Here is a 24416-nt window from a genome sequence, read left to right as displayed (position 1 = left end):
CGCGCCTCGGCGGTCAGCGCTCCGCGCAGTCCGTGGCCGCCGTCGGCCACATGCCGGGCCGGGCGGACACTGTCGGCGCCCGTCCGGACGGTGGCGGTCACGACGTCGCCTCCGTCCGGACGGCCGCGCGCAAGCGGGCCGTCCGGGATCCCGAGGCGTCGATCTCCTCCACGGCCTGAAGCGCCGAGCGGACGGCCGACTCCTGACTGTCGATGTCGTACAGGTAGCTGCCGGCGAGTCGCAGATGCGGGCTGAGACGCAGGCCGTGCAGTTTGCGCCGGGTGGCGTCCGCGTCGGCGGTGAGCACCAGGTGGTCGAACCGCTCGACCCGCAGGACGTCCACCGGCTGCTCGCGGTGGGTGATCCAGCTCTTGAAGACGTCGGGCACGCCGGCGGTGCTGAACCAGAAGGTCGTCTCGCCCCGACCGTCGTGCGCGTGGATGTTGACGGCGGACCAGTGACGGCGATGCGCCGGCATGTACCGGGGGTCGCGGTGCAGGGCGACGGTCACCGGTTCGTACGGCAACCGGCGCAGCAGGACGGCCCGTTCGGCGAGCACGGGGTCCGTGGCCAGGATCCGGGCGGCCTCCTTGGCGGGGGTGGCGACGACCACCCGGTCGTACTCGTGCGCGGTGCCGGCGGTGGTACGTACGGTCAGTGGGGCCGAGCCGCCGGGACCGCCCGCGCTGACCTCCGTAACCGGGTCGGACAGCCGCAGGCGGTCGCCGAGGGCGTCTGACAGACGGGCGGTCAGGGTGTGCAGGCCGCCTGTGACGTTGGTCCACAGCGCCGCGTCCTCGGGCCGGGCCGGCGGCGTCCGCAGTGCCCAGGCGGCGGCGTACCGGGCCGGCATCGCGGCCGCCTCCGCCACTCGGCAGCCGGAGTACGAGGCGAGCCAGGGCAGCAGGATCCGGTCGAGGACCTCCTCACCGACTCCGGCCGCGACCGCCGCTTCGGCGACGGTGGCGCCGGGGCCGAGGGGCCCCACCTGCGCGGTGGCGGCCAGGAACGCGGCGATCCGCTCCCAGGCAGGACCGGTCACCGGGGTGCGCCCGGCTTCGGCGTCACGGGCGGCGTCCGGTGTGACCAGCAGGGGCGCTGTTGCTCCGGCGGCGGTGACCGTCATGGTGAGGGGAACGGTCATCTCGTCGTCCTCGCCGATGCCGACCAGGCGCCGCAGGGCCCGGTGGGCCGTGAAATCGCCGGGGGACAGGTGCTGCGCGCCGAGGTCCAGGGATACGGGGCCGCGCTCGGTGTCGAGGGTGTGGGTGCGGACGGCGCCGCCCGGGCGCGGTGCGCCCTCGTGGACGGTGACGTCGTGGTCGGGGGTGAGGAGCCAGGCCGCGGTCAGTCCGGCGGTTCCGGCGCCGATGACGGCGATTCGCATGGGGCGGGCCTTTCTGTGTTCCTTGGACGCGGTGTTGTGGCCGCGTTCCTTCGACGCGGTGTCGTGGACGGGCTGGGGGTCGCGGTGTCGGTCACGCGGTCGGCGGCGGGAGGAAGCCGCTGTCCCGCAGGTACCGCAGATAGAGGTCCAGCAGCGCGTCGTCCACCGGGGGGCAGCGCAGGCCGCTGCCCGCGACCGCCTCTTCGACGTTGGTCCGGTCGAACGCGGGGAAGGTGCCCTCGCAGTACATCTCCTTGACCGACGACGCCCAGTCGTGTGCCGGCTCCATGAACATCGGCAGGTAGGGGGACATCGGGTGTTCCGGGTTGTCGGCCGCCAGCCGGTCGACGGACGCGACCCAGTCGTCGTACGGCAGGTCCCGCACCGGGTAGCCCATCGCGCGGAGCCGCCGTACCGCCAGGTCCAGCAGCGCCGGGCGCGGATTGGTGACGTGGTAGACCCGCCCGTCGGGCTTGTCGTGGGTGATGATCCGGGTGATGACGGCCGCGGTGTGGTCCACCGGTACGAAGTCCAGCGGCAGCGCCATCCGCGGCGCGGTTCCGGTCTCGGCGATGGTGCGGAACAGCGCGCACATCATCGTGTCGGTGTTCCACACGCCCCGGTCCTCGGTCCCGGTGATCTCGTAGGGGCGGTGGATGGTGACCGGCAGCCCGCGCTCGGCGGCCTCGCCGATCAGGTGCTCGGCGACCCACTTGGTCTCGGGGTAGCCCAGCGAGATGCGGTCGGCGTGGTCGAGGGGGGTGTCCTCCCCCACGTGCCGTACTCCGGCCGTTCCGAATCCGGCGATGACGGCGATGGTCGAGATGTAGTGCACCGCCTTGGTGCGCTCCGTGGCCGCCAGTTCGAGGACGGTACGGGTGCCGCCGACGTTCGCGGGCGCCAGCGCGTCGTACGGGTAGGCGAAGTTGACGTGCGAACCGGCGTGCACGATGACGTCCGTCTCCCGGGCCACCCGCAGCCAGGCCGCGTCGTCCAGCCCCAGGTGCGGGGCGGCGAGGTCGCCGGGGAGGGCGACCAGCCGGTCCTCGTAGCCCGACGGGTCCAGGCCGTAGCGCCGCATCCTGGCCGTGACCCGGGCGAGGGCCTCGTCGGGCGTACGGGCCCGTGCGTGGCAGAACACCGTCCGCACGCCCCGGTCCAGGAGTTGGGCGATCAGGTGCACCCCGAGGAACCCGGTGGCACCGGTCAGCAGGACGGTGCGCGGGCGCAGCGGGTCGCCGGCCGCCGGCGCGTCGAACCGCAGCCCTTGCGGCCACGCCGTCTCGGCGGCGAAGTCCACGCCCGTACGGTCCGCTCCGCCGGCGCCGCTGTCCGCGGAGGGCGTGTCGCTGAGCCGGCGGGCGCGCTGGGTGAAGTCCCTCAAGGTGGGGTTGTCGAGCAGGGTGCGGACCAGGTCGGCGCCGTGGGAGGGGCTGATGCCGAACAGCCGGCGGGTGGTTCCCGCCACCTGGGTCGCGCGCAGCGAGGTGCCGCCGAGGGCGAAGAAGTCGTCGTCCCGGTTGACCTGGTCGACGCCGAGAGCGCCCCTCCACACGCCGGCGACCTTCTCCTCCTGCTCGCCCCGCGGGGCCCGTCCCTCGTCGCCGGGCGTCGCGTGGCGCTGCTCCACCAGGCGCATCAGCGCCGCCCGGTCGGTCTTTCCGCTGGAGGTCAGGGGCAGTTCGTCCGCCACGACGATCCGTGCGGGCACCATGTGCGCCGGCAGCCGGTCGCGGGTGTGGTCGCGCAACTGGCGCACCAGGCCGTCCGGCTCGGCGCCGCCGTCGGTGATGATCGCGGCGGCCAGCCGCTGCCCGGCGTCCTCGCCCACGACGTCCACAGCGACTTCGGTGACCTCGGGGTGCGCCTCCAGCGTCGCCTCGATCTCGTCGAGTTCGACGCGATAGCCGCGGATCTTGACCTGCCGGTCGCGGCGCCCCCGGAACTCCAGTACCCCGTCCTTGCGCCAGCAGGCGATGTCGCCGGTCCGGTACAGCCGCCGCCGCTCGTCGCCACCGAAGACATCGGGGACGAACTGCCGCGCGGTCTTCTCCTCGTCGCCCAGGTACCCCAGGGCCACCCCGTCGCCGCCGACCCACAGTTCGCCCTGCTCGCCGACCCCGGCCAGGCGCCCGTCGGAGCGCACCACGTACGCCGTCGATGCGGTGACCGGGAGGCCGATCGGGACGGAATCCGCGTGCGGCGACAGGCTCGTGACGCGGTGGACGGTGGACAGGACCGAGTTCTCCGTGGGGCCGTAGCCGTTGAGGAACAGCCCGGGCCTGCCGTGCTCCAGCACGGCCCGTACGGCGGAGGGGTTCAGCGCGTCGCCCCCGGCGATCAGGCAGCGCAGACCGGCGAACATCTCCGGCTGGGCCTGGGCGTGTTGATGGAACAGCCCGGCGCTCAGCCACATCACCGTGATCCCCTGGCGGCGCAGCAACTCGGCCAGCGCGTCCGTGCTCAGCAGCGTCTCGGGGTCGGGAAGCACCAGACAGGCGCCGCTCAGCAGCGGCGCGAACAACTCGTAGCAGGAGACGTCGAACGTCGCGTTGGTGGTGGCCAGCAGCCGGTCCCCGGCCCGCAGCCGCAGGTCGCCGGCGCCCAGCGCCAGGCGTGCGGGGCCGCGGTGGGTGCACACCACGCCCTTGGGGGTGCCGCTGGAGCCCGAGGTGAAGATCACGTAGGCGGGATCGCCCCCGTCGCGCCGGGCGGCCGCTGTTCGCGGGTCAGGGCCGTCGACGTCCGTGCGGGGGTTAAGTTCGCCCGTGGTCACGCGGGTCCGGTCATCGGCGGCCGGCGGCGGGCCGTCGGCGTCGGTCACGAGACACCGGACGTCGGCGTCTTCGAGGATGCCGCGCAGCCGGCTCTCCGGGTGGGCGGGGTCCAGGGGCAGATAGACCGCCCCGGCCGCCAGGACGCCCAGCGCGGCGACGACCCAGTCCGGTGAGCGCGGCAGCAGTACGCCCACGGTGTCGCCGTTCCGGACTCCGCGCTCACGCAGCAGCGCGGCGGCTCCTTGGACGCGCTGCCGCAGTTCGTCGTAGGTCCACCGGCCGTCGTCCCACGCGACGGCCTCCGCCTGCGGGGTACGGTCCGCCTGCTCGGCGAACAGGTCGCTCAGCGAGGCGTCGCTGGGGTAGTCCCAGTCGGCGTCGTTGCACGCGCGGACATGGTTGGGGAGGCGGGTGGACGGCTGTTCGTGGGTCTGTTCGTGGCTGGTGGGGGACATGGGTGATCTCCGATCTGGCGGTGGTGGGTGGGAAAGGGTGTGGTGAATGAACCGGCCTCGGCCGAACGGCGCCGGACGATGGCGGCAGGGCGCGTACGACGCCCGGACGCTCAGGCGGCGGCCGTGTCCGTACCGGCCGCGGCCCGCCAGAAATCTCCGACGCTCTGCTCCAGCAGCCACGCCATGTGCACGGCCGTTCCGGAGTCGTCGCCGCGGCGCAGGCCCTCGTCCACGGCCTCCTGGGCAAGGCCGAGGAGTTCCGGGGTGCAACCGGCCCCGTAGTACGCCAGGAACTCCTCCGGCGCCGGCACGCCCGACTCGCGGACCGCCCGGACCACTTGCACGCAACCGCCCAGGTAGACAACGAGGTCGGAGTGCACGGCCAGTGCCGTGGCGGCCTGGCTGCCCTGGAGCGCGATCCACGACAGCATCCCGTTGAAGGCATAGGTCCGGTACGCCTGCGGCGCGGTCCGCAGGCCGTCCCGCGACAGGCCCAGCGCCTCGGCGCAGTCGGCCAGGGCCGGCTGCGCGCCGTGCACCAACCGGATCAGTTCCTGGTAGAGCCCCACGGCCCGGGGGTGCGGGAACCGCGCGGTCATCAGCCCGTACGCGGCCAGTTCGGCGCGCTGGCACTGTGCCTCGACGACCACCAGGCGCCGCAGGTGATCTGCCGTCAGCTCGCCGCGCCGGGCCAGGTCCAGCAGGGCGTTGTCCTGCGCGCGCGACTGGCTTTGATCCTCCGGGCCGTCCGGAATCCTCTCCGCACCTGGCGTACGGTCCGCACGCCGGGTGTCGAGTTCCGCGATCAGTTGCTCGGCCGTTTTCGCTTTTTCGTCTTGTGGCACCGAAATCCCTCGCTTCCTCGTGTTACGGAAACCACGGTTGGTGCTCTGCTTGCCAGCCCCCTTTACGCGAAACAGCCCGGAGCATGGTCCCTTCGGGCCGGTACCCCGGGCCTTTCGGGCCAGGCGCGGGGGAAGCCGCTTCGGTGAGCGCCGGACAAGGGCCGTCCCGGCGAAAGGCGGGAGGCGGGAGGCGAGAAAAAAGGAGGATGTCCGGGGGTCGCCCGGCGGTTCGAGAACCCCGGCAGGGGTAGACCACTGGCACCTGCCTTCAGCGGAGTGCCGCTCCTTCGTCGAAGACGCCACACACTGCCGCTTCCTGGGCCTTCAACCAGGCATTGCGGGAGGGGAAACCAGATGCCATGACCACCAACCCGGGGCCGGCGCGAGACGGGCCGCGGGGGGCCGGAGACGATGAGATCATCTCCAGCCTCAGAGAGATAGTCGAATTACTCAGGAGCCTCGCCGAGCGCGGTGCGTGCAGTCCCGAGCCACCCGGGAGTTCCGGCCGGAGCACGAACGCGGAAAGCCTTCAGAAACAACCGGAAAAGCGGCTGCCGGCACCTGTCGTCCAATTGACGCGCCGGGAAAGTCAGGTGCTGGACATATTGATCACCGGCGCGTCGAACCGAATGATCTCACGCCAGTTGGGGATCGCCGAACGTACCGTCAAGAACAATTTGCAGGCGATATACCGGAAGCTCGGGGTAAGTGGACGGGCCGAGGCGATCGCGCGGACACTCGGCGACGCCTCCGGGCCTTCCCACCCGCCGCGCGGCAACGAGAACGAGGCCCGCCCGCCCGCACAGGCAAGCTCCTGACGGGCGGGCGGGCAAGCGTTCTCGGTATCGCCTCTCCCGGGGTGTTCGTGTGCACCGCCAGGGCGCCCGAGACCGGCACGGACGCCCCGCGAAGTCCACGGTCAGGCGGCTTCGTCGAGGAACTCCTCGACCAGTTCGGCCAGTTCGGCCGGCCGCTCGTCCCGCGCCACATGGCCGCTCTCCAGCTCGGCGAAGCGGCCGTGCGGGATGCGCGCCGCGAGCTCACGCGAGTTCTCGACGGGGATCAGCGCGTCCAGCGTGCATCCGATGACCAGGGCCTTCGCCTGAATGCGGGGGAGCGCGGCGCGAATGTCCATTTTCAGGTCGGCGTCGATCTGACGGAGCAGGTTCGCGCTCGGCTGCATGCGGGTCGCCAGCTTCTCCACGGCCTCGCGGTCGAGGGAGTTGAGGTAGGGGCGGCCGAAGCCCGCCACCATGGCGTAGCGCGCGAAAGCCGTCGGGTTGTCGGCCATCGTGCGCCAGACGGCGAGGCCGTTCTGGATGTACGGGTCCTCCGGGCCGCACCAGCCGGAGAGGGTGATGAGCCGGCGCACCAGCTCCGGGTGCTCCGCGGCGAGCAGGGCGACCACGGGCGCGCCCAGCGAGTAGCCCAGGACGTCCACCGGGCCGCGCCCCAGGTCCTCGACCACGGCGGCCAGTTGGGCGGCGAGCAGCTCGACGGTCAGCTCGCCCCCGTCGTCCTCGGCGGCGTCGCTGCCGGACAGGTCCGGGAGGACGACGGTGTGCCGGCCGGTGAAGTGTCCGAGGGACGACTCCCAGGTCACCGACCCCGCGCCGGTTCCGTGCACCAGCACGAGGGCGGGCCCCGAGCCCTCCAGGCGGTAGGGGACGCGGGCGCCGTCGACAGTCACTACAGGCATGGTTCTTCTTCCTTCTGCGGAGAGTGAGGGTGTCTGTGTTCCGCCGCCAACGATGCTGTGCCCCGGCCCGGATGAGGAGCGGACCGTTTTCCCTAGGACCGGCGATCCCAGGGTCCACCGGCGGGCACGGCCCGTTGGTGCCGGACAACGAGGGATGTCGGACAATGACGCCATGCGGACCGAACTGAACCGCCGTGAACTCGCCGACTTCCTCCGCCGGTCGCGGGAGCGGCTGCGTCCGCACGATGTCGGGCTGGCCTCCGGGCCCCGGCGCCGGACGCCCGGGCTCCGCCGCGAGGAGGTGACGCAGTTGGCCGGGATGTCCGCCGACTACCTGATACGCCTGGAGCAGGCGCGCGGCCCGCAGCCGTCCGTACAGATGCTCGGCGCCCTGGCCCGCGCGCTGCGGCTCACCGAGGACGAGCGCGACCACCTGTTCGTGCTGGCCGGTCACCGCCCGCCGGAGGGCCGCCGGGCCGGCAGCCATGTGCGTCCCGGACTGCTCTACCTCCTCGACCAGTTGACGAGCACGCCCGCGCAGATCCTCGGCGACCTGGGCGACCTGCTGGCCCAGAACGCCGTGGCCGAGGCGCTGTTCGGCTGTGTGTGCACGGTGGAGGAGCCCGACCGGAACGTGGTGTGGCGGTGGTTCACCGACCCGTTCGTCCGCGAGGCGTACCCCGAGGACGAACACGAGGTTCGCGGCCGGCTGGTCGTCGCCGACCTCCGTACGGCGGTGGCGCGCCGCGGACCCGGCGACGCCGAGGCGGCGGCGCTCGTCGCCCGGCTGCGGGAGGCCAGCGACGAGTTCGCAGCGAAGTGGGACCGCCATGAGGTGGCCGTCCGGCGGAAGAGCCACCTGCGGGTACGGCACCCGGCGGTCGGGCTGATCGATTTCGACTACGAGGCGCTCGTCAGCCCGGCCGAGGACCAGCGGCTACTGATCTTCACGCCCCCGCCCGGCACACCGAGCGCCGAGGCCCTGGACCTGCTGCGCGTCGTCGGGCCCGAGACGGCGCACCGCAGCCACCGGTGATGCGTCCTCAGTGCCGGACCAGGCAGAACGGATGCCCGGCAGGGTCGGCATAGACGCGCCAACTCCGTTCCTCGGAGCCGAGATCCAGGACCGTCGCCCCTTGGGCCAGCACCTGTTCCTGGGCGCGGTCCAGATCCGTAACACCGCAGTCCACATGGAACTGCTGGGGACGGGCCGGGTCGGGCCACAGCGGCGGCCGGTAGTCCGCAGTCCGCTGGAAGGCGAGGACGAGACCGGACGGCGTGTGCAGGGTCGACCAGTCGTCGTCGAGTGCCCATCGCCGATCCTGCTGATCAACCGTCCCACCGAGCAGCGACTGGTAGAACCGCGCGAGTATCGCCGGATCGGGGCAGTCCAACACCACGCACTGGAGGTCAGCGATCATGAATGGATCCTAATGCCCCACCGTAGTCCGTGATCTTCGTATGATCCCAACCACCGGACCGGTCGGCGCACAGGGTCTACGCTGTGCGCTGCTGCCACCGCGTGATCGAGGGTGGCCGCACCCGTCTCCGGCTACACAGCGCGTCAGGAGGACATGTGCGGCGTGGCGAAGTCTGGTGGGTCGACTTCGACGAGCGGCGGTTGGTCGTACTGCTGTCGGAAGACGACGCGTCCGCGATCCGGGCGATGCAGGTCGTCGCCCCGGCGGGCGTCGACATCAGCGGTCTGGGCGTCGAAATACCCGTGGGCGCCAGGGAAGGGCTGCCGTTCGAAGGCGTGTTGCGGTTCGCGTTCCCGCGCCCGGGCTTTACCCCTTGTACGTGGCTGACCACCGTGTCCACCGACGACCTGGCCGAGCGGGCAGCCGTCCTGCCCTCCGCGAAGCTCAGCGAGATCGAGGATGCCCTCCGTCTCGGGGAACAGACGACGGAGTGGACCCCCTCGGCAAGCGCGAAGCTCGGCGGGATGAGGGACGCCCTCCGTCTCAGTGGCCCCGGGTAGCGGACGACCAGGAGCCGCTGCGGTCCGGCAAGCGGCCATTTCAGCAGGGGAGTTCAGCCAGGGTCCCCGTAGACGTCTCTCAGCGGTCGCAGATCTGCTGCACCTTCGTCAGGAGCGCACAGCGCCGAGCAGGTACCCCGCCACACCCGCTGAGAGGAACTCGACATGAAGGACACCCGTAGATCACGACCCCGTACCGGCACCGCCAGGCTGGGGAGTTGTGTGGCGGTGGCGCTGCTCGCCGGGTCGACGCTCGGCCTGACCGTTCCGCCCGCAGGCGCCGTGACTGCGACGCACACGTACAGGCCCACGCAGACGCAGACGCAGACGCCCACGCCCATACACCCGCCCACGCACTCGCCCACCGTCACCGTGCGGCGCGGCGGCCCGGAGCGGACCGTTTCCTTTGTCGCGCGCCGGTCGGGGGAGGCGGTGGTGACGCTCGAATCCCAGGCGCCCGGGGTGTCTTGGGGGACCGCGGGCAGCGAGTCCGCCGTGGTGTCGGCGTACGTCGACGGCCGTTACGCGACCGACCTGGTGATCCCCTCCGACCAGCCCATCTCCCGCAGCTTCTCGCTGGGCCACCTCAGCCGGGCACCGCACCGGCTGACGTTCCGCTTCGCGGGGGACCGCTCGCCACGGGGTGCTGCCGTCGCCAAGCTCGGCGCTGTCGCCGTCCAGGTGTACGGGGAGAACACCGACATGGGGCTCGTACTGCGCAACGCGCCCGTGCTCTACGGCCGTAACCTGTCCGACCTGGGCGATCAGTTCCAGAGCAGCACGACGGACACCCCCGCCTTCGATTACCACGAGGTCCTCCCCGCGCAGACGCCGGGCCACAAGGTGCTCCAGTACACAGTTGTCTGGAGCAACGAGGACGGCGGCACCGACTCCCCAGCGCTGATGGCCCGCTGGGGACGTACGACCGACATCGAGTGGGCCTACCGCGTCGAGGTCGACGCCACAGGCACCCCGGTCGCCGGCACCGGCGTCTACCAGGCCGCCAACCACCGGACGCTGGCCTTCGCCGGTACGTACGAGGGCAGCCGGCCGCGGCTGGAGACCTGCACCTCGAACAACAACCTGTGCGACACGGTCGACGACCCCATGCGGTTCTCGCTCGCACCCGCCCAGGAACTGCCCGCGGGCCGGCCGCGCGAGCACATGATGGACACCAACCCGTGGCTCTACCCCGTCATGGCCCAGGAGATGACCCGAGAGGGCAAGATCGAGTCCCCCTCCGACCCGGACACCCCCGAACTCGGCGACCAGCGCACGTACCTCTACCTCGCCGTCACCCACAGCGCGACGCCCTCGACGGACGCCGGCGACGTGGGCCTGTCCGTCGGCGTACGGCTGAAGGGCGACCCGAAGCTGTACCGCTCCGACCACGCCATCGCCGCCTCGTCCATCACCCGCGAGGGCCCGGCGGCAACCACCGTCGAACTCCCCACCGGAACCCGGCCGTCGGACATCGAGGAAGTCGTCGCGCTGCGCACCCCCGTCGTGGAGACCGGCGCGTCCCTGACCGTCACCCGGATCACCCGCGCCTTCTTCCTCCAGCAGGACTACCTGCCGGGCGCCTCCTTCATCGACTGGACCGGGGCGGCAGCCCTCACCGAGCAGGCACCGGCGGCGACCCTGTGGACCGCGGGCAGTTGACGGCGGGTCCTCATACCCCGGCTGTGGCCGGCGTGACGGTGATCGTCTGCGGGGCGGTGAAGGCGAGCAGACCCTCGATGCCGTTCTCCGAGCCGATACCCGAGTTCTTCAGGCCGCCGAAGGTCACTCGCGGTGTGAGGTGCTGGATCTCGTTGATCCACACGGTGCCGGCCTCCAGACGGCGGGCGATGGCGAGGGCGGTGTCGGTGTCGCCCGACCAGACGGAGGCGCCGAGGCCGTACTCGCCGGCGTTGGCCCGGGCGATGACATCGTCGACGTCGTCGAATGTCAGCAGGGGCAGCACGGGGCCGAACTGCTCCTCCTGGACGATGCGAGAGTCCTCGGGAGGATTGTCGACGAGGGTGGGCCGGATGAAGTAGCCCTTGCCCTCGGCGGGGAGGCCGCCGGTGAGGAAGCGGTGGCCCTGGTCGGCGGAGTCCCGGATGAGGTCGAGGACCCGTTCGTACTGGGGGCGGTTCTGGACCGGCCCGAGCTGGACGTCCTCGGTGACGCCGTCGCCGGTCCGTACGGTACGCGCGTAGTCGGCCAGGGCCCGCTTCAGCGGTTCGTAGACGTCCTGGTGGATGTAGACGCGCTTGGCGGCCAGGCAGACCTGGCCGTTGTGACCGAAGGCGCCCCAGAACAGCTTCTCGGCGACCGTGGGCACATCGATGTCGGGGAGCACGATCGCCGGATCGTTGCCGCCGAGTTCCAAGGTGACCCGCTTCAGCGAGCCCGCCGCTCCGGCCATGACCTTGCGGCCGGTTCCGGTGGAGCCGGTGAAGCTGATCTTGTCGATGTCCGGGTGCGCCGTCATCCGGGGGCCGAGGGCGTCGCCGCCCGAGACGACGTTCAGTACCCCGGGGGGAAGGACGTCGCGCAGCACTTCGCCGAGTCGCAGCGTCGCCAGCGGGGTGAAGGGCGACGGCTTCAGTACGACGGTGTTGCCGGCCAGCAGGGCGGGGGCGAGCTTGAAACCGGTCTGCCCCAGCGGGTAGTTCCACGGGACGATGGCTCCGACCACGCCCAGGGGAACGTGACGGGTGACGGAACGGCGGTCGGCGCTGTCCTCGTTGACCGTCTCCGGCAGGCTCAGTGTCGTCATCCCGCGCAGCCAGTAAGACAAGCCGAGGACTTCCGTCCTCGCGTCGTTCAGCGTCTTGCCCGCCTCGCGGGCCAGGATCTGGTGGAGCGGCTCGACGCGGGCCTCGATCGCGTCGGCCATGCCGTGCAGCAGCTTCCGGCGCTCGCCGTGGTCCGTTCCGGCCCATGCGGGAAAAGCGGCGCGAGCCGCGGCGACCGCGGCGTCGAGCTGTTCGGGCGAACAGTCCGGTGCCTGGGCCAGAACGGTCTCGTCGGCGGGATTCGTCACGCCGAACGACGATGTTCCCGCGACCGGCCGGCCGTCGATGGTCATCGTGAACGCGGCGTCGAATGTGGTGGCCATACGGTTCTTCTCCCGGGGTCCGGACGGGCGGCATCGCCCGTCCCGCCCACTCTCACGCCCCGGTCGACAGCGGGGGAAGGGTGAGTCTTCCTGGGTGCGGGACACCCAGGAAGACCGGCACGGTGAGCGCGGCCGCCGAGGCCCGACACCGGCTAAACGGCGTGCAGCGAGCCCAGGGCCGCGACCGCTTCCGCGCTTGGAGTGCCGGGCGCGGGGGTGCCGACCAGGAGCTGCTGCCCGGGGGCGTCCCGCACGTCGAAGGTCTGGTACGTCAACTCGATCCGGCCGGCCAGCGGATGGACGAACACCTTGAACGCCCGGGTCAGCCCTCCCACGGTCTGGTCGTGCCAGAGCGAACGGAAATCCTCCGACGAGGCAACCATCTCGTCGACCAGCGCACGGATGTCCGGGTCCTGCGGATAAAGGCCCGCGTTCAGCCGCAGGGCATGCACGGTCGCGCCGGCGACCTGCTCCCATTGCGTGAATACATCCCGTGCGGCGGAATGCTGGAACAATACCCGGACCATGTTGTCCGTGCCGGTGAACGGCGACAGGAGTGCGGTGGCAATCGGATTGGTGGCGAGTACGTTGAACGCCGGGCTGAGTACATAGGCGGCAGCGGCAGGAAAGGCGTCCAGCAACTCCAGCAGCGATGGATGGACGAGTTCACGGGAGCTGTCGGGCGCCATACCCGGGGTGAGCCCGGCCAGCCGGTACAGATGGCCCCGGGCGTCGGTGTCGAGCCGTAGCGCGCGGCCGATCGCGGCGACGACCTGCGCCGACGGGTTGCGCTCCCGGCCTTGCTCCAGCCGCGCGTAGTAGTCCGCGCTCACCCCCGCCAGTACCGCGACCTCCTCGCGGCGCAGTCCGGCCACCCTCCGGCTGCCCCCGGTCACCAGGCCTGTTTCGGCAGGGTCGACACGTGCGCGGCTCGCACGGAGAAATTCACCGAAAGGACTGTTCATCGCAGGCATGGCGCAATTCTACTCGCCATGGCACATCCTCCCCGGTGGTGCCGTGATTCCCGGACGAAGCGAACGGAGGGAAAGCCACCTCCCGGCGTCGGACCACCGCACGGATGATTCAGGCGATCACGAAACGTGGATTTCCCTCCACGTCGAGCGGACCTGGTGGGTCGCGATATCCCGGGATGCGGCTTGCCTCACACCGAGCTGGCACTGACCCGGCATAGAGCGAAGGTCCGGGCGAACGCGTCCAGGCGTTCGCGCGGCCCCGAAGTCCGCCACTGTCGCGCCGTAAGCACGGCCGGACCGGACCAGGCACACCGGACCGGGCACACCGGACCGTCGCTTCCTCCCCACATTATTTGCACTCTTCACAGTCCGCTGACAGAGTCCGCGCAACAGCCGCAGCCTGGCGGCACGTTGGGGAGGATCGCCATGGGTGTGGGAATCATGCTGCTCGTGCTCGGAACAGCCGCAGCGTGCTGGGGGGCCCTGTTCGTCTTCAACTTGCGAGGCGCCGCCGACAAGGCCGCGGAGCGCCGTAACGCCGTACGGGCTGTGGCTGCCGCCCGAACCATGGACCTGGGGCTCACGGAACCGTCGCGGGTCGGCCCCTGGTTCTTCAGGCTCCTGGGAGGTATTACGCTGCCCGGCGGCCTGTTCCTCGGCTTCGTCGGCCTTGTCTTCACGCTCGGGTAGTGAACTCGGGTGGTGAACCAGCCTCACATGACTGACGGTTTGAGGCAGGCGTCGCACGGCGGTGCGTCTCTGCGAGGATGGGCCGCATGGACGTGCGAAGCAGGAACCAAGTGAGGGTGTCCGGCCGTGCCGGTGCGCCGGTGGTGATGCTGGCGCACGGGTTCGGGTGCGACCAGCACATGTGGCGTCTGGTGGTGCCGGCGCTGGAACGCGACTTCACTGTCGTGCTCTTCGACCATGTGGGCGCCGGACGTTCGGATCTGTCGGCGTGGAGCAAGGACCGGTACTCCAGCCTGGACGGCTACGCCGAGGACGTACTGGAGATCTGCCGCGAGCTGGCGCTCGGGCCGGTGACGTTCGTAGGGCACTCGGTGAGCGCGATGATGGGCGTACTGGCCGCGGCCCGGCACCCGGAGTACTTCACGGGCCTGGTGCTGCTCGCTCCTTCGCCGTGCTTCATCGACGACCCCGCCGACGGCTACCGGGGCGGGTTCAGCGCCGAGGACATCGAGGAACTGCTCCAGTCGCTGGACGCGAACTACCTCGGCTGGTCGGGCGCGATGGCCCCGGTCATCATGGGCAACCCCGAGCGCCCGGAGCTGGGCGAGGAGCTGACGACCAGCTTCTGCGCCACCGACCCGGACATCGCCCGGGTCTTCGCCCGGGTGACGTTCCTGTCCGACAACCGCGCCGACCTGCCCCAGGTGACGGTGCCCACTCTGGTCGCCCAGTGCTCCAGGGACGCGATCGCCCCGCCGGAGGTGGGCGCCTTCGTCCACGCGCGGATCAAGGGCAGTGAGCTGGTCACCCTGAACGCGACAGGGCACTGCCCCCAGCTCAGTGCCCCGGAGGAGACGGCCCAGGCGATCGGCACGTTCGCGGGGGCCTTGCGGTGATGAGTCGCACCGACGGGGACCAGGACCGCCCCCGGGCAGGCGCGGACGGCGGCCAGACGTTCTCCGCCTTGCTGGAGGACAGCGCCGAGGACCTCTACGAGAACGCCCCGTGCGGTTATCTGTCCACCCTGCTGGACGGACGGATCGCCAAGGTCAACACCACACTCCTGAACTGGCTGGGCCACCGGCGCGGCGACCTGGTGGACCGCAAGTACTTCTCCGACCTCCTCACCGTCGGCGGCCGTCTCTACCACGAGACACACTTCGCGCCGCTGCTGCGCATGCGGGGCGAGATCAGCGGCATCGCACTGGAGATGAAGGCGGCCGACGGCACCCGGCTGCCGGTCCTGGTGACCTCGACGGTCAAGACCGGCGGTGACGGGCAGCCGCTGCTGATCCGTACCACCGTCTTCGACGCCCGCGACCGGCGTGCCTACGAGAACGAACTGCTGCGCGCCCGCCAGGAGTCCGACCGCGAACGCGAACGGCTCCAGCAGCTCACCGCCACGCTCCAGGCCACCCTGCTCCCGCCCACCCTGGCGAGCGTGCCCGGCCTGAACGTCGCCGCGCATTACCACATCGCCTCCGCGGACGAGGTCGGCGGCGACTTCTACGACCTCTTCCCCCTCGCCCCCGGAACCTGGGGCCTGTTCCTCGGCGACGTGTGCGGCAAAGGGGCCGCCGCCGCTGCCGTCACCTCCCTGGCCCGCTACACCCTGCGCGCCGCCGCCGTCTACGACCCCGACCCGGCCGCGGTCCTGGGCAACCTCAACACCGTTCTCAACCACGAGTACAACGGCCACGACCCCCGCTTCTGCACAGTCGTCTTCGGCCTGCTCACCGCCGACGGCGACCAGGGCGCCTTCCGGATCACGCTGGCCAGCGGGGGACACCCGCCGGCTCTGCTGATGCGCGCCGACGGCAGCGCCGACTACCTGCCCACCCCGGGCGGACAGCTCATCGGCGCCCTGCCCCACGCGCACATCGCCACCACCACGTTCAGCCTCGGCCCTGGCGACACCCTGCTGCTGCACACCGACGGCCTCACCGAAGCCCACACCGCCGAAGCCCACACCGCCGAAGCTCCCATGGCCGGGGCCGACGCCGGCGACGGCGACCGCTACGGCTACGAAGCCCTTCTCGACTTCGGCCGCGCACTGGCCCCCACCACCGCCGAGCACACCATCACAGCGATCCGCGAGCTCCTCGGCACCCTCGGTACCGGGGTGGACGACGACACCGCGGTGCTGGCCGTCAGCGTGCCCCGCCCCGACCGGGAAGAGCAGCAGTGACCCAACTCGGCGTCCGTACGCGGACCACGCCCTCCGGCCCCGCCATCGAACTCGTCGGCGAACTCGACCACCACAGCGCTCCCCAGGTCCGAGGCCTGCTCCCCGGACTGGTCGTCGAAGAGGGCCAGCAACTCGTCGTCGACCTGGCCGGCCTCACGTTCTGCGACTCCAGCGGCATCACCGTCCTGATCGCCGCCCGCAACCACGCCCTCGCCTCCCGCGCCACCGTCGCTCTGGCCGCCGTACCCGACCACGTCAGCCGGATCTTCCGCATCGTCGGCCTGGACCAGGTCTTCCCCGTCCACCCCACCGCCCAGGCGGCCGAAGCCGCCTGGAGGCCCCCGACCGGACCGGCCGCGTGAGGGAACACGTTCCCGGCGGGCGTCGCCACGCTCGGGGGAGCCGTGGTTTGGAATCGGACAGCGGCGGCAACATCGATAACCATGCGTCCCCCGGAACCGATGTTCTCGAAATCGACAGAGTCCCCGAAGAGCCCCCGACTCCGGAGGCTCACGGCCGGCTGTGTCGCGGCCTCCGTCCAGGCAGTCGACTCTCTGGGGCGGTGGAGCCGGATCGACCCCCTGATCACCCCGGTGCAACGCCTCGTCCGCGCCCTTCCCCTCGGTCGTGCTCGTGACGTGCTGCACGGGCGGCAGATCGGTCACCCCCTCCACCCCGTTCTCGTCCAGGTGCCGACCGGCGCGTGGCTGTCCGCCGCTTTGCTGGACGCCGTACCGGGCAGTGCGCGGCAGAGCAGGCTGCTGATCGGCGTGGGTGTCGTCACAGCGGTACCCGCCGCGTGGGCCGGCTGGGTCGACTGGGCCGAGCAGCACGAGCAGCAGATGCGTACGGGGCTCGTCCACGCCGTGGCCAACGGGGTGGCCATCGGCCTCTACACCGGTTCCTGGATCGCCCGTGGCCGGGGAAGGACCGGGTGGGGCCGCGTACTCGCCTACACCGGGTTCGGTGTGATGGGAGCGGCGGGCGCCATCGGGGGACACCTCGCGTACCGGCAGGGCGCCGGAGCCAACAAGGCGGAGCCCGTACCGCACCTGGTGGACCCCGGATGGCACGCGCTCGCCCCTCTGGTGGACCTTCCGGTGGGGGTGCCCGTACGGCGGGAACTCGGCGAGGTGCCCCTGCTGGTCTTCCGGCACGCGGACGATCGGGTCGATGTACTGGCCGACCGGTGCAGTCACCTCTCGGGCCCGCTGTCCGAGGGCACGGTCCAGGACGGCTGCGTCACCTGCCCCTGGCACGGCAGCGTCTTCCGCCTCGCCGACGGCTGGAATATGGGCGGCCCGGCCACCGCACCGCAACCCTCCTTCGACGTCCGCACGCGGGCGGACGGGACGGTGGAGGTACGGCTGCCGGGCGCCGGCTGAGCCGGCGGCCTTCACCCGAGCGTGAACAGGGCCTTCCTCGCGCTCTCCGGGTCCGGGTCCGGCCACCCCTGCACGCGCACCGTGAGGCTTTCGCCCGGCAGGAGGGTGAAAAGCCCCTGATCCGCGGTGGCTGTCGGTGCGAGGCGGTCCGCCTGGAGCAGCGCGTCGCGCAGCAGTGTGCGTGCCTCGATACGGACGAGGACGTCGCCGCCGAGTCCGTCCGGTCCGTCGGGCTCGACCGGTGCCGGTGCCAGGCTGATGTCGAAGTCGGGCCGCGGGTAGGCGAATACCAGGTCGCGAACCGGTACGTGCAGGGCGCGCAGCCCGTCGGCGTCGGCCACCACGTACTCGCTCCCCGACGCGTCGTCGGGCACGAGGGAGGCGGGAATCGGCACTGTCGCAACCGAGTTACGCGCGGCGGCGAGCGGGAGCGCCGTCTCGGCGAGCAGAGTCCCGTCCGCGTCCATCCTGCGCAGCCGTACCTCCGAACCCCATGAATCCGCTGACTGGTTGACCATGCACAGGGTCAGCAGGCCGTCCCTCCTCTGTACGGTCAGCAGCCGGTCGGCGTACAGCCGGCGCAGTTCGTACCAGAGCGGCTTCAGCCGGGCCGCACTGTCGATCGCCGACCAACTGGACACCGGCCAGCAGTCGTTGAGCTGCCAGACGATGGCGCCCGCGCACACCGGCCAGTGTGAGCGCCAGTGTTCGACGCCGGTGGCCACGGCGCGCGCCTGGTTCACCTGCATGAGGTAGTGCCAGGTGTCGAAGTCGGTGGGCACGTCGAAGTGCCGCGCCAGGCCGCGTTCGAGCTTGCCGTTTCCGTCGTCGGCCTTCTGGTGGTGCAGCACACCGGGCGAGTCGGGGGCCAGGACCTCGCCGGGGAGCGCGTCGCGGAAGGTGGTGTGGGCGGGCGGCGCCTGCCAGCCGAATTCGGAGACGAAGCGCGGAACACTGTCGAGGTAGTCGGTGTAGTCGGTCGTGTTCCACACGTCCCAGAGGTGGGTGCAGCCGTGGGCCGGGTCCTCCGGTGCGTGGTCCCACGAGCCGGACCAGGGGCTGCCCGCCCAGTACGGGCGGGTCGGATCGGTCTCCGCCACGACGCGCGGAAGAAGCCCGAGGTAGTAGCCCTCGCCCCACGAGTCACCGGCGAGTTTCTCCTCCCAGTTCCACAGCCGGTAGACCCACAGGTTCTCGTTGTTGCCGTTCCAGAGGACCAGACTCGCGTGCGGCATCAGCCGGGCGACGTTCTCCCTGGCCTCCGCCTCGACCTCCGAGCGCACGGGCTGCTCCTCGGGGTAGGTGGTGCAGGCGAAGAGGAAGTCCTGCCACACCATCAGGCCGAGTTCGTCGCAGACGTCGTAGAAGTCGTCCCGCTCGAAGATGCCGCCTCCCCACACGCGTACGAGGTTGACGCCGGCGTCCGCGGCCTGCGTCAGGCGTTCGCGGTAGCGGTCGGAGGTGACGCGCGACGGGAAGACGTCGTCCGGGATCCAGTTGACGCCCCGGGCGAAGACGCGCTCCCCGTTGATGACGAAGGTGAACCCGGTGCCGTGCTCGTCGGAAGGGGTGTCGAGCACGACCGTACGGAAGCCGATCCGGCGGGACCAGGTGTCGAGGACGGCCCCGTTCTCGTCCAGGAGGGTCACCTCGCAGGGGTAGAGCGGCTGTTCGCCGTAGCCGCGCGGCCACCACAGGGCGACCTCGGGCACCTCGGTGGTCACGGTGGCGCTGTCCCCGGCGACGGGGACGGAGACCGTCCGGCCGTCCGCCACCCGGACCTCGGCGGTGAGTGCCCGGGCCGCGCCCGGCACCGTACGTGCCACGTCGAGGCGCACCTCGACCCGCCCTGTGCCGCCGTCCACCGTGACCAGCGGACGTACGCGCGCGAGGCGTGCGGTGGACCAGTGCTCCAGCCGGGCCGGCTTCCAGATACCCGCGGTCGGCAGCGACGGCCCCCAGTCCCAGCCGAAGGCGCAGGCCATCTTGCGGACGAAGGCGGACGGGTGGGGATACGCCTCCTCGCGTGCGCCCATGCTTTGGCGCAGCTCGTCCGCCGCGGTGTAGGCCGAGGTGAAGCGGACAGCCAGAGCGGTGCTCGGTCCGTCCAGCTTGCCGGTGACGTCGAAGCGGTACGAGCGGTGCATGTTGGCGGTGTTTCCGAGGACTTCGCCGCCGAGCGTGATCTCAGCGACGGTGTCGAGCCCCTCGAAGACCAGGTCGGTGCGCTCGTGGTGGGTGTCCTGAGCGTTGACAACGATGTCATAGGTCCAGTCGGCGCGACCCACCCACTCGACGTCCAGTTCGTTGCGGCCCTGGAACGGGTCGGGGATGCGTCCGGCGGCGAGCAGATCGGTGTGAACGCACCCCGGCACCGCCGCCGGGAGGTCCTCCCCCTCGTGGCGCAGTGTCCAGCCGCTGGTGAGAGGGGTGGAGACGCCGGTCCGGGAGGTCCGGGAGAAGTCGTCGGTGGCTGTCATCTGATTCGAATTCCGTCTCTCGGTCGGGGGCGGGGTCGAGGCGTAAGGGGAGGGAGGAGAGGGGGCGGGGGGAGAACGACGCCCGGGCGCGCGGTCGTCCTCGTACCGGTCAGTCGTCCGTGTCCGCGAGGAGTTCCTTGCTGCGTGCGGCCATCTCCGCGAAGACGCCCGCGTTCTTCTGGTGGGCGAAGAACTCCTGCATGGAGGGGAGAAGGGCGGCCTGGAGGGCGGTCCCGTTGGCGTAGGGCGTGTTCGGCAGGAGCTCGTGCTTCTTCTCCTGTTCCTGGAAGACCGAGAGGTCGACTCCCTGGCGCGCCATCGCCTGTGCCGAGGTGTCGACCGCCGCGGGGATGGAGGGCAGGAAGGTCCCTGATTTCGACGCCGTCGACTGGCAGGCGGTGGAGCCCATGTACGAGACCCACTTCCAGGTCTCCTCGGGATGCCGGGTGCCCGACCAGATGGTGTTGCCGTTGGCGTTGCTGACCGTGGCGCGCGTACCGTCCGGGCCGGCGACGAGCGGTCCGGTGCCGACCTTCACCCCGGGGAGCTTGTCGAGCGTCGCCGCCTCCCATGAACCGCCGGCGTAGACAGCGACCTTGCCGGAGCCGAGGAGGTCGGCTCCGCTGGGTGCGTTGCCCGCGGAGGCGAACTCGCCCGGGGCCGCCGCGAATCCCTTGTCGGTGAGGTCGCGGAAGTACGTCAACGTCTTGGCCAAGCGCGGGTCGTCATAGGTGAACTTGGTGGGCCAACTGCTCTTGTCGCCGATGCGCCAGCCGAGCGAGGAGGCGAACGGACGCCAGGTGGTGAGGCCGTTGAAGTCGTTTCCGACCGTGACCATGCTGCTGATCCCGTAGACGGCGACGTGCTTCTTGTCGAACCCGGGCTGGTCGCCGCGTACGCCGTTCCTGTCGACGGTGAGGTGCGCGACCATCTTCTCGAAGGAGCCGCCGTTGTCGGGGTTCCAGCTCAGGTTGTTGACGTCGGCGGCGGAGTAACCCGCCTTCGTCAGTGTGGTCTTGTTGTAGTAGAGGGCGGCGGAGGCCCAGTCCATGGGCAGCCCGTACTGCTTGCCGTCCGTGTATTTCCAGTCGTTCACCCCGACCGAGAACTTCCCGATGTCGAAGTTGGTTTTGCGCATCAGTGTGTCCAGTGGCATCAACTGCCCGAGCGACGCGTACTGCTGGAGGTACTGGACGCTGTCCATGAACGCGTCGGGGGCGGTGTCGGCGACGAAGCCGGAGAGCAGCTTGGTGAAGTAGTCGGCCGAGTCGTACTGGGTGATCTTCACCTGGATGTCCGGGTTGGCCTTCTCGAAGGTGTCGGCGCACTGCTGGTAGGCGGCGGCCTGCTTGTCGTCCCAGGTCCACCAGTTGACGACTGTCTTCCCTGCCCCGGCAGTTCCTGCTCCGCAGCCGCCCAGCACGGCGGCGAGCCCCAGCGCCGCGAGGGAGGCGGTGAGTTGCCGGCCCCACCGGGTGTGACGTGTCTTCATCGTGTCTCCTTCATGAGGTGGTATCGGACCTGGCGGCCCTGCCGCCGCGTTGCTCCGGCCAGGTCACTTGATGCCGGTGAACCCGATGGAGTTGACGATCCGCCTGCCGAAGATGATGAAGAGGGCGAGCATGGGCAGCGCGGCGATCGTTGTGGCGGCCATCAGTCCGGCCCAGTCGGGTGCGGCCTGTGGCGAGGACTGTTTGAAGACGCCGAGCGCGAGGGTCAGTGGCCTCGCGTGGTCGTCGTTGGTGGCGAGCAGCGGCCAGAAGTAGTCGTTCCAGGTGTTGATGAAGGTCAGCAGGGACAGCGTGGCGATCGGCGCCGAGGTCATCGGCAGGGTGATGGTGAAGAAGATCCGCATCCTGCTCGCGCCGTCCATGGTGGCCGCCTCCTCGACCTCGGTGCTGAGACCGAGCATGAACTGCCGCAGGAAGAAGATGTTGAAGGCGGAGAAGAAGGCGCCGGGCAGGATCAGGCCGGTGAACGAGTTGAGCTGGTGGATGTCGCGGATGAAGATGAAGTTGGGCAGCAGTGTGAGAATCGCCGGCACCATCAGGGCGCCGAGCAGGATGTTGAAGACGGTGTTACGGCCTCGCCAGCGCAGCCGGGAGAAGGCGTACGCGGCCATGGCCGAGCAGAACACCACGAGCGCGGTCTGCACCACGGCGTAGATGATCGAGTTCCGCAGAAACAGCGGGGTGTTGATCGCGGCGCCCGAGCCGCCCTGCGCCTGCGCCTGGGCCCGGGAGCCGAGGCCGAGGGCGCGCTCGAACGCCCCCCAGGTGAAGTCGACCGGCAGGAGCGAGGACGGATCGGTGGGCAGGGCGACGTTGTTGGAGAACGCGGTCCGCAGGATCCAGTAGAACGGGAAGACCGTGACCACCAGGATCACGATGATGTAGATCCAGGCGGCGGTCCGGCCCGGTGACCAGCGGGGGCGCCGCTGGGTGGCGGCGGCGGTTCCGTCGGTGCCGCGGGAGGCGCCCTGGGCGATGGTGGACATGGGCGGGCTCCTCAGCTCAGGTCGGTCTCGTTGGCGCGGGCGAGGCGCATCTGGGTGAAGGTGACGGCGATGAGCAGCACGAAGAGGGCCAGCGACATGGTCGAGGCGTAGCCGAAGTCGAGTTCGCCGAAGCCCTTCTCGTAGATGTACATCTGCAGGACGTTGGAGGCGTTCGCCGGGCCGCCCTTGGTGGTGATCTGCACGATGTCGAACACCTGGAACGAGCCGACCACCGTGAGGATGACCACCATGACGAGGATCGGGCGCAGCAGTGGCACGGTCAGGCGGCGGAACATCTGCACCTCGCTCGCGCCGTCGAGGCGTCCGGCCTCGTACACCGACGGCGGGATGGTCTGGAGGCCGGCGAAGATGAGGACGGCGTTGTAGCCCATCGACTTCCACACACTGACGGCCGCCAGCGACGGCACCGCCCAGTGGCTGTCGCTGAAGAACAGCGGATGCGAGCCGGTCACCTTCTCCAGGAGTTGGCTGATGATGCCGAGTTGCGGGTCGAGCATCCACTGCCAGACCAGCGCGGCGACCACCCCGGAGATCAGGAACGGCAGGATGATCACGCCTCTGATCACCGTGGACCTGGTCAGCCGGTGCAGGATCACGGCGGTGACCAGGGACAGCAGTACGCCGATGACGACCGCGAGTCCCACGAAGTAGACGGTGACGAGCAGCGAGTGCCAGAAGACCGAATCGCCAAGCACCTTCTGCCAGTTGGCCAGGCCAACCCACCGCGGAGGGGTGAGGATGTGGAAGGAGGTGAAGCTGTAGTAGACGCCCCTGAGCGTCGGGTAGGCGAAGAAGACGAGGAAGCCGGCGACGGCTGGTGTGATCAGCAGCCAGGCGAGCTTCCCGTCACCGCGCCGGGGGGATGACGGTACGGCGGTACGCCCTGACCCGCGGCGCCTCTCCGGCCGGCGGCCCGGCACCACGGGCGTGTCATTCACGATCTGCGCCACTGCGCACTCCTTGGCACTTGTAACTGCCATGCGGCAGCAGCTCTGCGGAGACGGCGGCAGACGCACAACGGCTCGGCGTACGACGGCACGAACGGACCGTCGTCCACGGCCGTCCTGTTCAGCGAGTACGGCGACCATAGGGAGGGTTTCCTGCCAAGGTCAATATATTGAGTCAGTAATTATTGGTAATTTATACTTGGAGGGGTCGACCACGGCCGGCCGCCCTCCCGCATCCCCGAGGAGCCCCACGTGCGCGCGATCATGGTCATGTTCGACACCCTCAACCGGCGTTTCCTGCCGCCCTACGGCGCGGAGGGCATCCACGCACCGCACTTCGAACGGCTCGGCGGGCTGACGGCGGTGTTCGACAACGCGTACGCGGGGAGCATGCCGTGCATGCCGGCCCGCCGGGAGATCCACACGGGCCGGCACAACTTCCTGCACCGGTCGTGGGGTCCGCTGGAGCCGTACGACGACTCGGTGCCCGAGATCCTGTCCCGTGCGGGCGTCTACACGCACCTCGTCACGGACCACCAGCACTACTGGGAGGACGGCGGCGCCACCTACCACAACCGCTATGACTCGTACGAGTTCTTCCGGGGGCAGGAGGGCGACAAGTGGAAGGGGCACGTGGCGGATCCCGTCCTGCCGTCGTCCCTCGGCTGGCGATCCGACGCGGGCCGCCGCCAGGACTGGATCAACCGGCAGTACATGGCGACCGAGGACCTGCACTCGCAGACGCTGACCGTCGACGCCGGCCTGGAGTTCCTCGGTACGAACGCCGCCGAGGACCGGTGGTTCCTCCAGATCGAGTGCTTCGACCCGCACGAGCCGTTCTTCACGTACGACGAGCACCGCTCGCACTATCTCCACGACAGGCTGGAGGGCGAGGCGGACGGTCCGGAGCTGGGGGACTGGCCGGACTACCGGCGCGTGACGGAGAAGGAGGCGGACGTCCGGCGGCTGCGCGCGGAGTAC

General features: G+C 70.4%; 21 protein-coding genes. 10 read left to right on the top strand and 11 right to left on the bottom strand.

Annotation, left to right across the window (positions count from 1 at the left end; genetic code table 11):
• Positions 1-97 precede the first annotated feature (97 nt).
• The 3 genes from QR77_RS01870 to QR77_RS01860 form a co-directional block, all read right to left on the bottom strand.
• Positions 98-1387 carry an FAD-dependent oxidoreductase gene (locus tag QR77_RS01870; RefSeq protein WP_040019353.1) on the bottom strand — a complete coding sequence of 430 codons (1290 nt, stop codon included), beginning with the start codon at positions 1385-1387 and terminating at the stop codon, positions 98-100.
• Positions 1388-1478: 91 nt separating this feature from the next.
• A complete protein-coding gene (locus QR77_RS01865; protein WP_078876435.1) occupies positions 1479-4619 on the bottom strand; it encodes an amino acid adenylation domain-containing protein in 3141 nt (1046 codons plus the stop codon).
• A 110-nt stretch (positions 4620-4729) separates the two neighbouring features.
• Complete coding sequence (locus QR77_RS01860) at positions 4730-5464, bottom strand: hypothetical protein (protein WP_040019352.1); 735 nt, start codon at positions 5462-5464, stop codon at positions 4730-4732.
• Between the two features lie 359 nt (positions 5465-5823).
• Between QR77_RS01860 and QR77_RS43050 the strand changes: the two genes are divergently transcribed.
• On the top strand, positions 5824-6282 hold the full coding sequence (locus QR77_RS43050; protein ID WP_078876432.1) for a LuxR C-terminal-related transcriptional regulator: 459 nt from the start codon (positions 5824-5826) through the stop codon (positions 6280-6282).
• A gap of 101 nt (positions 6283-6383) precedes the next feature.
• Here the strand turns inward: QR77_RS43050 and QR77_RS01850 are convergent, their stop codons facing one another.
• The gene (locus QR77_RS01850; protein WP_040019351.1) at positions 6384-7163 is read right to left on the bottom strand and encodes an alpha/beta hydrolase; all 780 of its coding nucleotides are present in this window, start codon (positions 7161-7163) and stop codon (positions 6384-6386) included.
• A 172-nt stretch (positions 7164-7335) separates the two neighbouring features.
• On the opposite strand from QR77_RS01850, the gene QR77_RS01845 reads away from it, so the two are divergent.
• Entirely contained in the window at positions 7336-8199 is an 864-nt protein-coding gene (locus QR77_RS01845) for a helix-turn-helix transcriptional regulator (protein ID WP_040027106.1), read from the top strand.
• A gap of 7 nt (positions 8200-8206) precedes the next feature.
• On the opposite strand, the gene QR77_RS01840 is transcribed toward QR77_RS01845, so the two are convergent.
• On the bottom strand, positions 8207-8584 hold the full coding sequence (locus QR77_RS01840; RefSeq protein WP_040019350.1) for a VOC family protein: 378 nt from the start codon (positions 8582-8584) through the stop codon (positions 8207-8209).
• A gap of 155 nt (positions 8585-8739) precedes the next feature.
• On the opposite strand from QR77_RS01840, the gene QR77_RS01835 reads away from it, so the two are divergent.
• Together QR77_RS01835 and QR77_RS01830 are read left to right on the top strand one after the other, a co-directional pair.
• Entirely contained in the window at positions 8740-9144 is a 405-nt protein-coding gene (locus tag QR77_RS01835) for a type II toxin-antitoxin system PemK/MazF family toxin (RefSeq protein WP_040019349.1), read from the top strand.
• Positions 9145-9309: 165 nt separating this feature from the next.
• Positions 9310-10806, top strand: coding sequence for a hypothetical protein (locus QR77_RS01830; protein ID WP_150130339.1), 1497 nt, complete (start codon positions 9310-9312; stop codon positions 10804-10806).
• 10 nt (positions 10807-10816) lie between these two features.
• Here the strand turns inward: QR77_RS01830 and QR77_RS01825 are convergent, their stop codons facing one another.
• Positions 10817-12253, bottom strand: a complete 1437-nt coding sequence (locus tag QR77_RS01825; RefSeq protein ID WP_040019348.1) for an aldehyde dehydrogenase family protein — start codon at positions 12251-12253, stop codon at positions 10817-10819.
• A gap of 152 nt (positions 12254-12405) precedes the next feature.
• Positions 12406-13227, bottom strand: coding sequence for a helix-turn-helix transcriptional regulator (locus tag QR77_RS01820; protein WP_052488453.1), 822 nt, complete (start codon positions 13225-13227; stop codon positions 12406-12408).
• Between the two features lie 426 nt (positions 13228-13653).
• Between QR77_RS01820 and QR77_RS01815 the strand changes: the two genes are divergently transcribed.
• The 5 genes from QR77_RS01815 to QR77_RS01795 all read left to right on the top strand — a co-directional run bounded on the left by QR77_RS01815 (position 13654) and on the right by QR77_RS01795 (position 17490).
• The gene (locus QR77_RS01815) at positions 13654-13917 is read left to right on the top strand and encodes a hypothetical protein (protein ID WP_040019347.1); all 264 of its coding nucleotides are present in this window, start codon (positions 13654-13656) and stop codon (positions 13915-13917) included.
• A gap of 86 nt (positions 13918-14003) precedes the next feature.
• The gene (locus QR77_RS01810; RefSeq protein WP_040019346.1) at positions 14004-14813 is read left to right on the top strand and encodes an alpha/beta hydrolase; all 810 of its coding nucleotides are present in this window, start codon (positions 14004-14006) and stop codon (positions 14811-14813) included.
• Positions 14813-16105, top strand: coding sequence for a SpoIIE family protein phosphatase (locus QR77_RS01805; protein ID WP_040019345.1), 1293 nt, complete (start codon positions 14813-14815; stop codon positions 16103-16105). Before QR77_RS01810 ends, QR77_RS01805 begins: the two co-directional genes overlap by 1 nt.
• Complete coding sequence (locus QR77_RS01800) at positions 16102-16467, top strand: STAS domain-containing protein (protein WP_040019344.1); 366 nt, start codon at positions 16102-16104, stop codon at positions 16465-16467. Before QR77_RS01805 ends, QR77_RS01800 begins: the two co-directional genes overlap by 4 nt.
• A gap of 231 nt (positions 16468-16698) precedes the next feature.
• A complete protein-coding gene (locus QR77_RS01795; protein WP_347359763.1) occupies positions 16699-17490 on the top strand; it encodes a Rieske (2Fe-2S) protein in 792 nt (263 codons plus the stop codon).
• Positions 17491-17501: 11 nt separating this feature from the next.
• Here QR77_RS01795 and QR77_RS01790 read toward each other — a convergent pair whose 3' ends face one another.
• From QR77_RS01790 to QR77_RS01775, 4 genes are all read right to left on the bottom strand, one after another.
• A complete protein-coding gene (locus QR77_RS01790) occupies positions 17502-19970 on the bottom strand; it encodes a glycoside hydrolase family 2 protein (protein WP_040019343.1) in 2469 nt (822 codons plus the stop codon).
• Positions 19971-20079: 109 nt separating this feature from the next.
• Positions 20080-21462, bottom strand: coding sequence for a sugar ABC transporter substrate-binding protein (locus QR77_RS01785; RefSeq protein WP_040019342.1), 1383 nt, complete (start codon positions 21460-21462; stop codon positions 20080-20082).
• Between the two features lie 63 nt (positions 21463-21525).
• Positions 21526-22467, bottom strand: a complete 942-nt coding sequence (locus tag QR77_RS01780; protein ID WP_040019341.1) for a carbohydrate ABC transporter permease — start codon at positions 22465-22467, stop codon at positions 21526-21528.
• Between the two features lie 11 nt (positions 22468-22478).
• Positions 22479-23438 (bottom strand): sugar ABC transporter permease, encoded by a 960-nt coding sequence (locus QR77_RS01775; RefSeq protein WP_052488452.1) that lies wholly within the window; start codon positions 23436-23438, stop codon positions 22479-22481.
• 249 nt (positions 23439-23687) lie between these two features.
• On the opposite strand from QR77_RS01775, the gene QR77_RS01770 reads away from it, so the two are divergent.
• Positions 23688-24416 (top strand): sulfatase-like hydrolase/transferase (locus tag QR77_RS01770; RefSeq protein WP_040019340.1); only part of this gene is annotated, 729 nt, incomplete at its 3' end.

Source organism: Streptomyces sp. 150FB, assembly GCF_000818195.1.
Lineage (GTDB): Bacteria > Actinomycetota > Actinomycetes > Streptomycetales > Streptomycetaceae > Streptomyces.
The sequence above is the reverse complement of the archived record's forward strand: the minus strand, read 5'-3'. Positions and strand labels throughout refer to the sequence as shown.

Coding starts and splice junctions, on each gene's coding strand:
- QR77_RS01870 (WP_040019353.1), bottom strand. CDS start 1,387: ATGCGAATCGCCGTCATCGGCGCCGGAACCGCCGGACTGACCGCGGCC.
- QR77_RS01865 (WP_078876435.1), bottom strand. CDS start 4,619: ATGTCCCCCACCAGCCACGAACAGACCCACGAACAGCCGTCCACCCGC.
- QR77_RS43050 (WP_078876432.1), top strand. CDS start 5,824: ATGACCACCAACCCGGGGCCGGCGCGAGACGGGCCGCGGGGGGCCGGA.
- QR77_RS01850 (WP_040019351.1), bottom strand. CDS start 7,163: ATGCCTGTAGTGACTGTCGACGGCGCCCGCGTCCCCTACCGCCTGGAG.
- QR77_RS01845 (WP_040027106.1), top strand. CDS start 7,336: ATGCGGACCGAACTGAACCGCCGTGAACTCGCCGACTTCCTCCGCCGG.
- QR77_RS01840 (WP_040019350.1), bottom strand. CDS start 8,584: ATGATCGCTGACCTCCAGTGCGTGGTGTTGGACTGCCCCGATCCGGCG.
- QR77_RS01830 (WP_150130339.1), top strand. CDS start 9,310: ATGAAGGACACCCGTAGATCACGACCCCGTACCGGCACCGCCAGGCTG.
- QR77_RS01825 (WP_040019348.1), bottom strand. CDS start 12,253: ATGGCCACCACATTCGACGCCGCGTTCACGATGACCATCGACGGCCGG.
- QR77_RS01820 (WP_052488453.1), bottom strand. CDS start 13,227: ATGCCTGCGATGAACAGTCCTTTCGGTGAATTTCTCCGTGCGAGCCGC.
- QR77_RS01815 (WP_040019347.1), top strand. CDS start 13,654: ATGGGTGTGGGAATCATGCTGCTCGTGCTCGGAACAGCCGCAGCGTGC.
- QR77_RS01810 (WP_040019346.1), top strand. CDS start 14,004: ATGGACGTGCGAAGCAGGAACCAAGTGAGGGTGTCCGGCCGTGCCGGT.
- QR77_RS01805 (WP_040019345.1), top strand. CDS start 14,813: ATGAGTCGCACCGACGGGGACCAGGACCGCCCCCGGGCAGGCGCGGAC.
- QR77_RS01790 (WP_040019343.1), bottom strand. CDS start 19,970: ATGACAGCCACCGACGACTTCTCCCGGACCTCCCGGACCGGCGTCTCC.
- QR77_RS01785 (WP_040019342.1), bottom strand. CDS start 21,462: ATGAAGACACGTCACACCCGGTGGGGCCGGCAACTCACCGCCTCCCTC.
- QR77_RS01780 (WP_040019341.1), bottom strand. CDS start 22,467: ATGTCCACCATCGCCCAGGGCGCCTCCCGCGGCACCGACGGAACCGCC.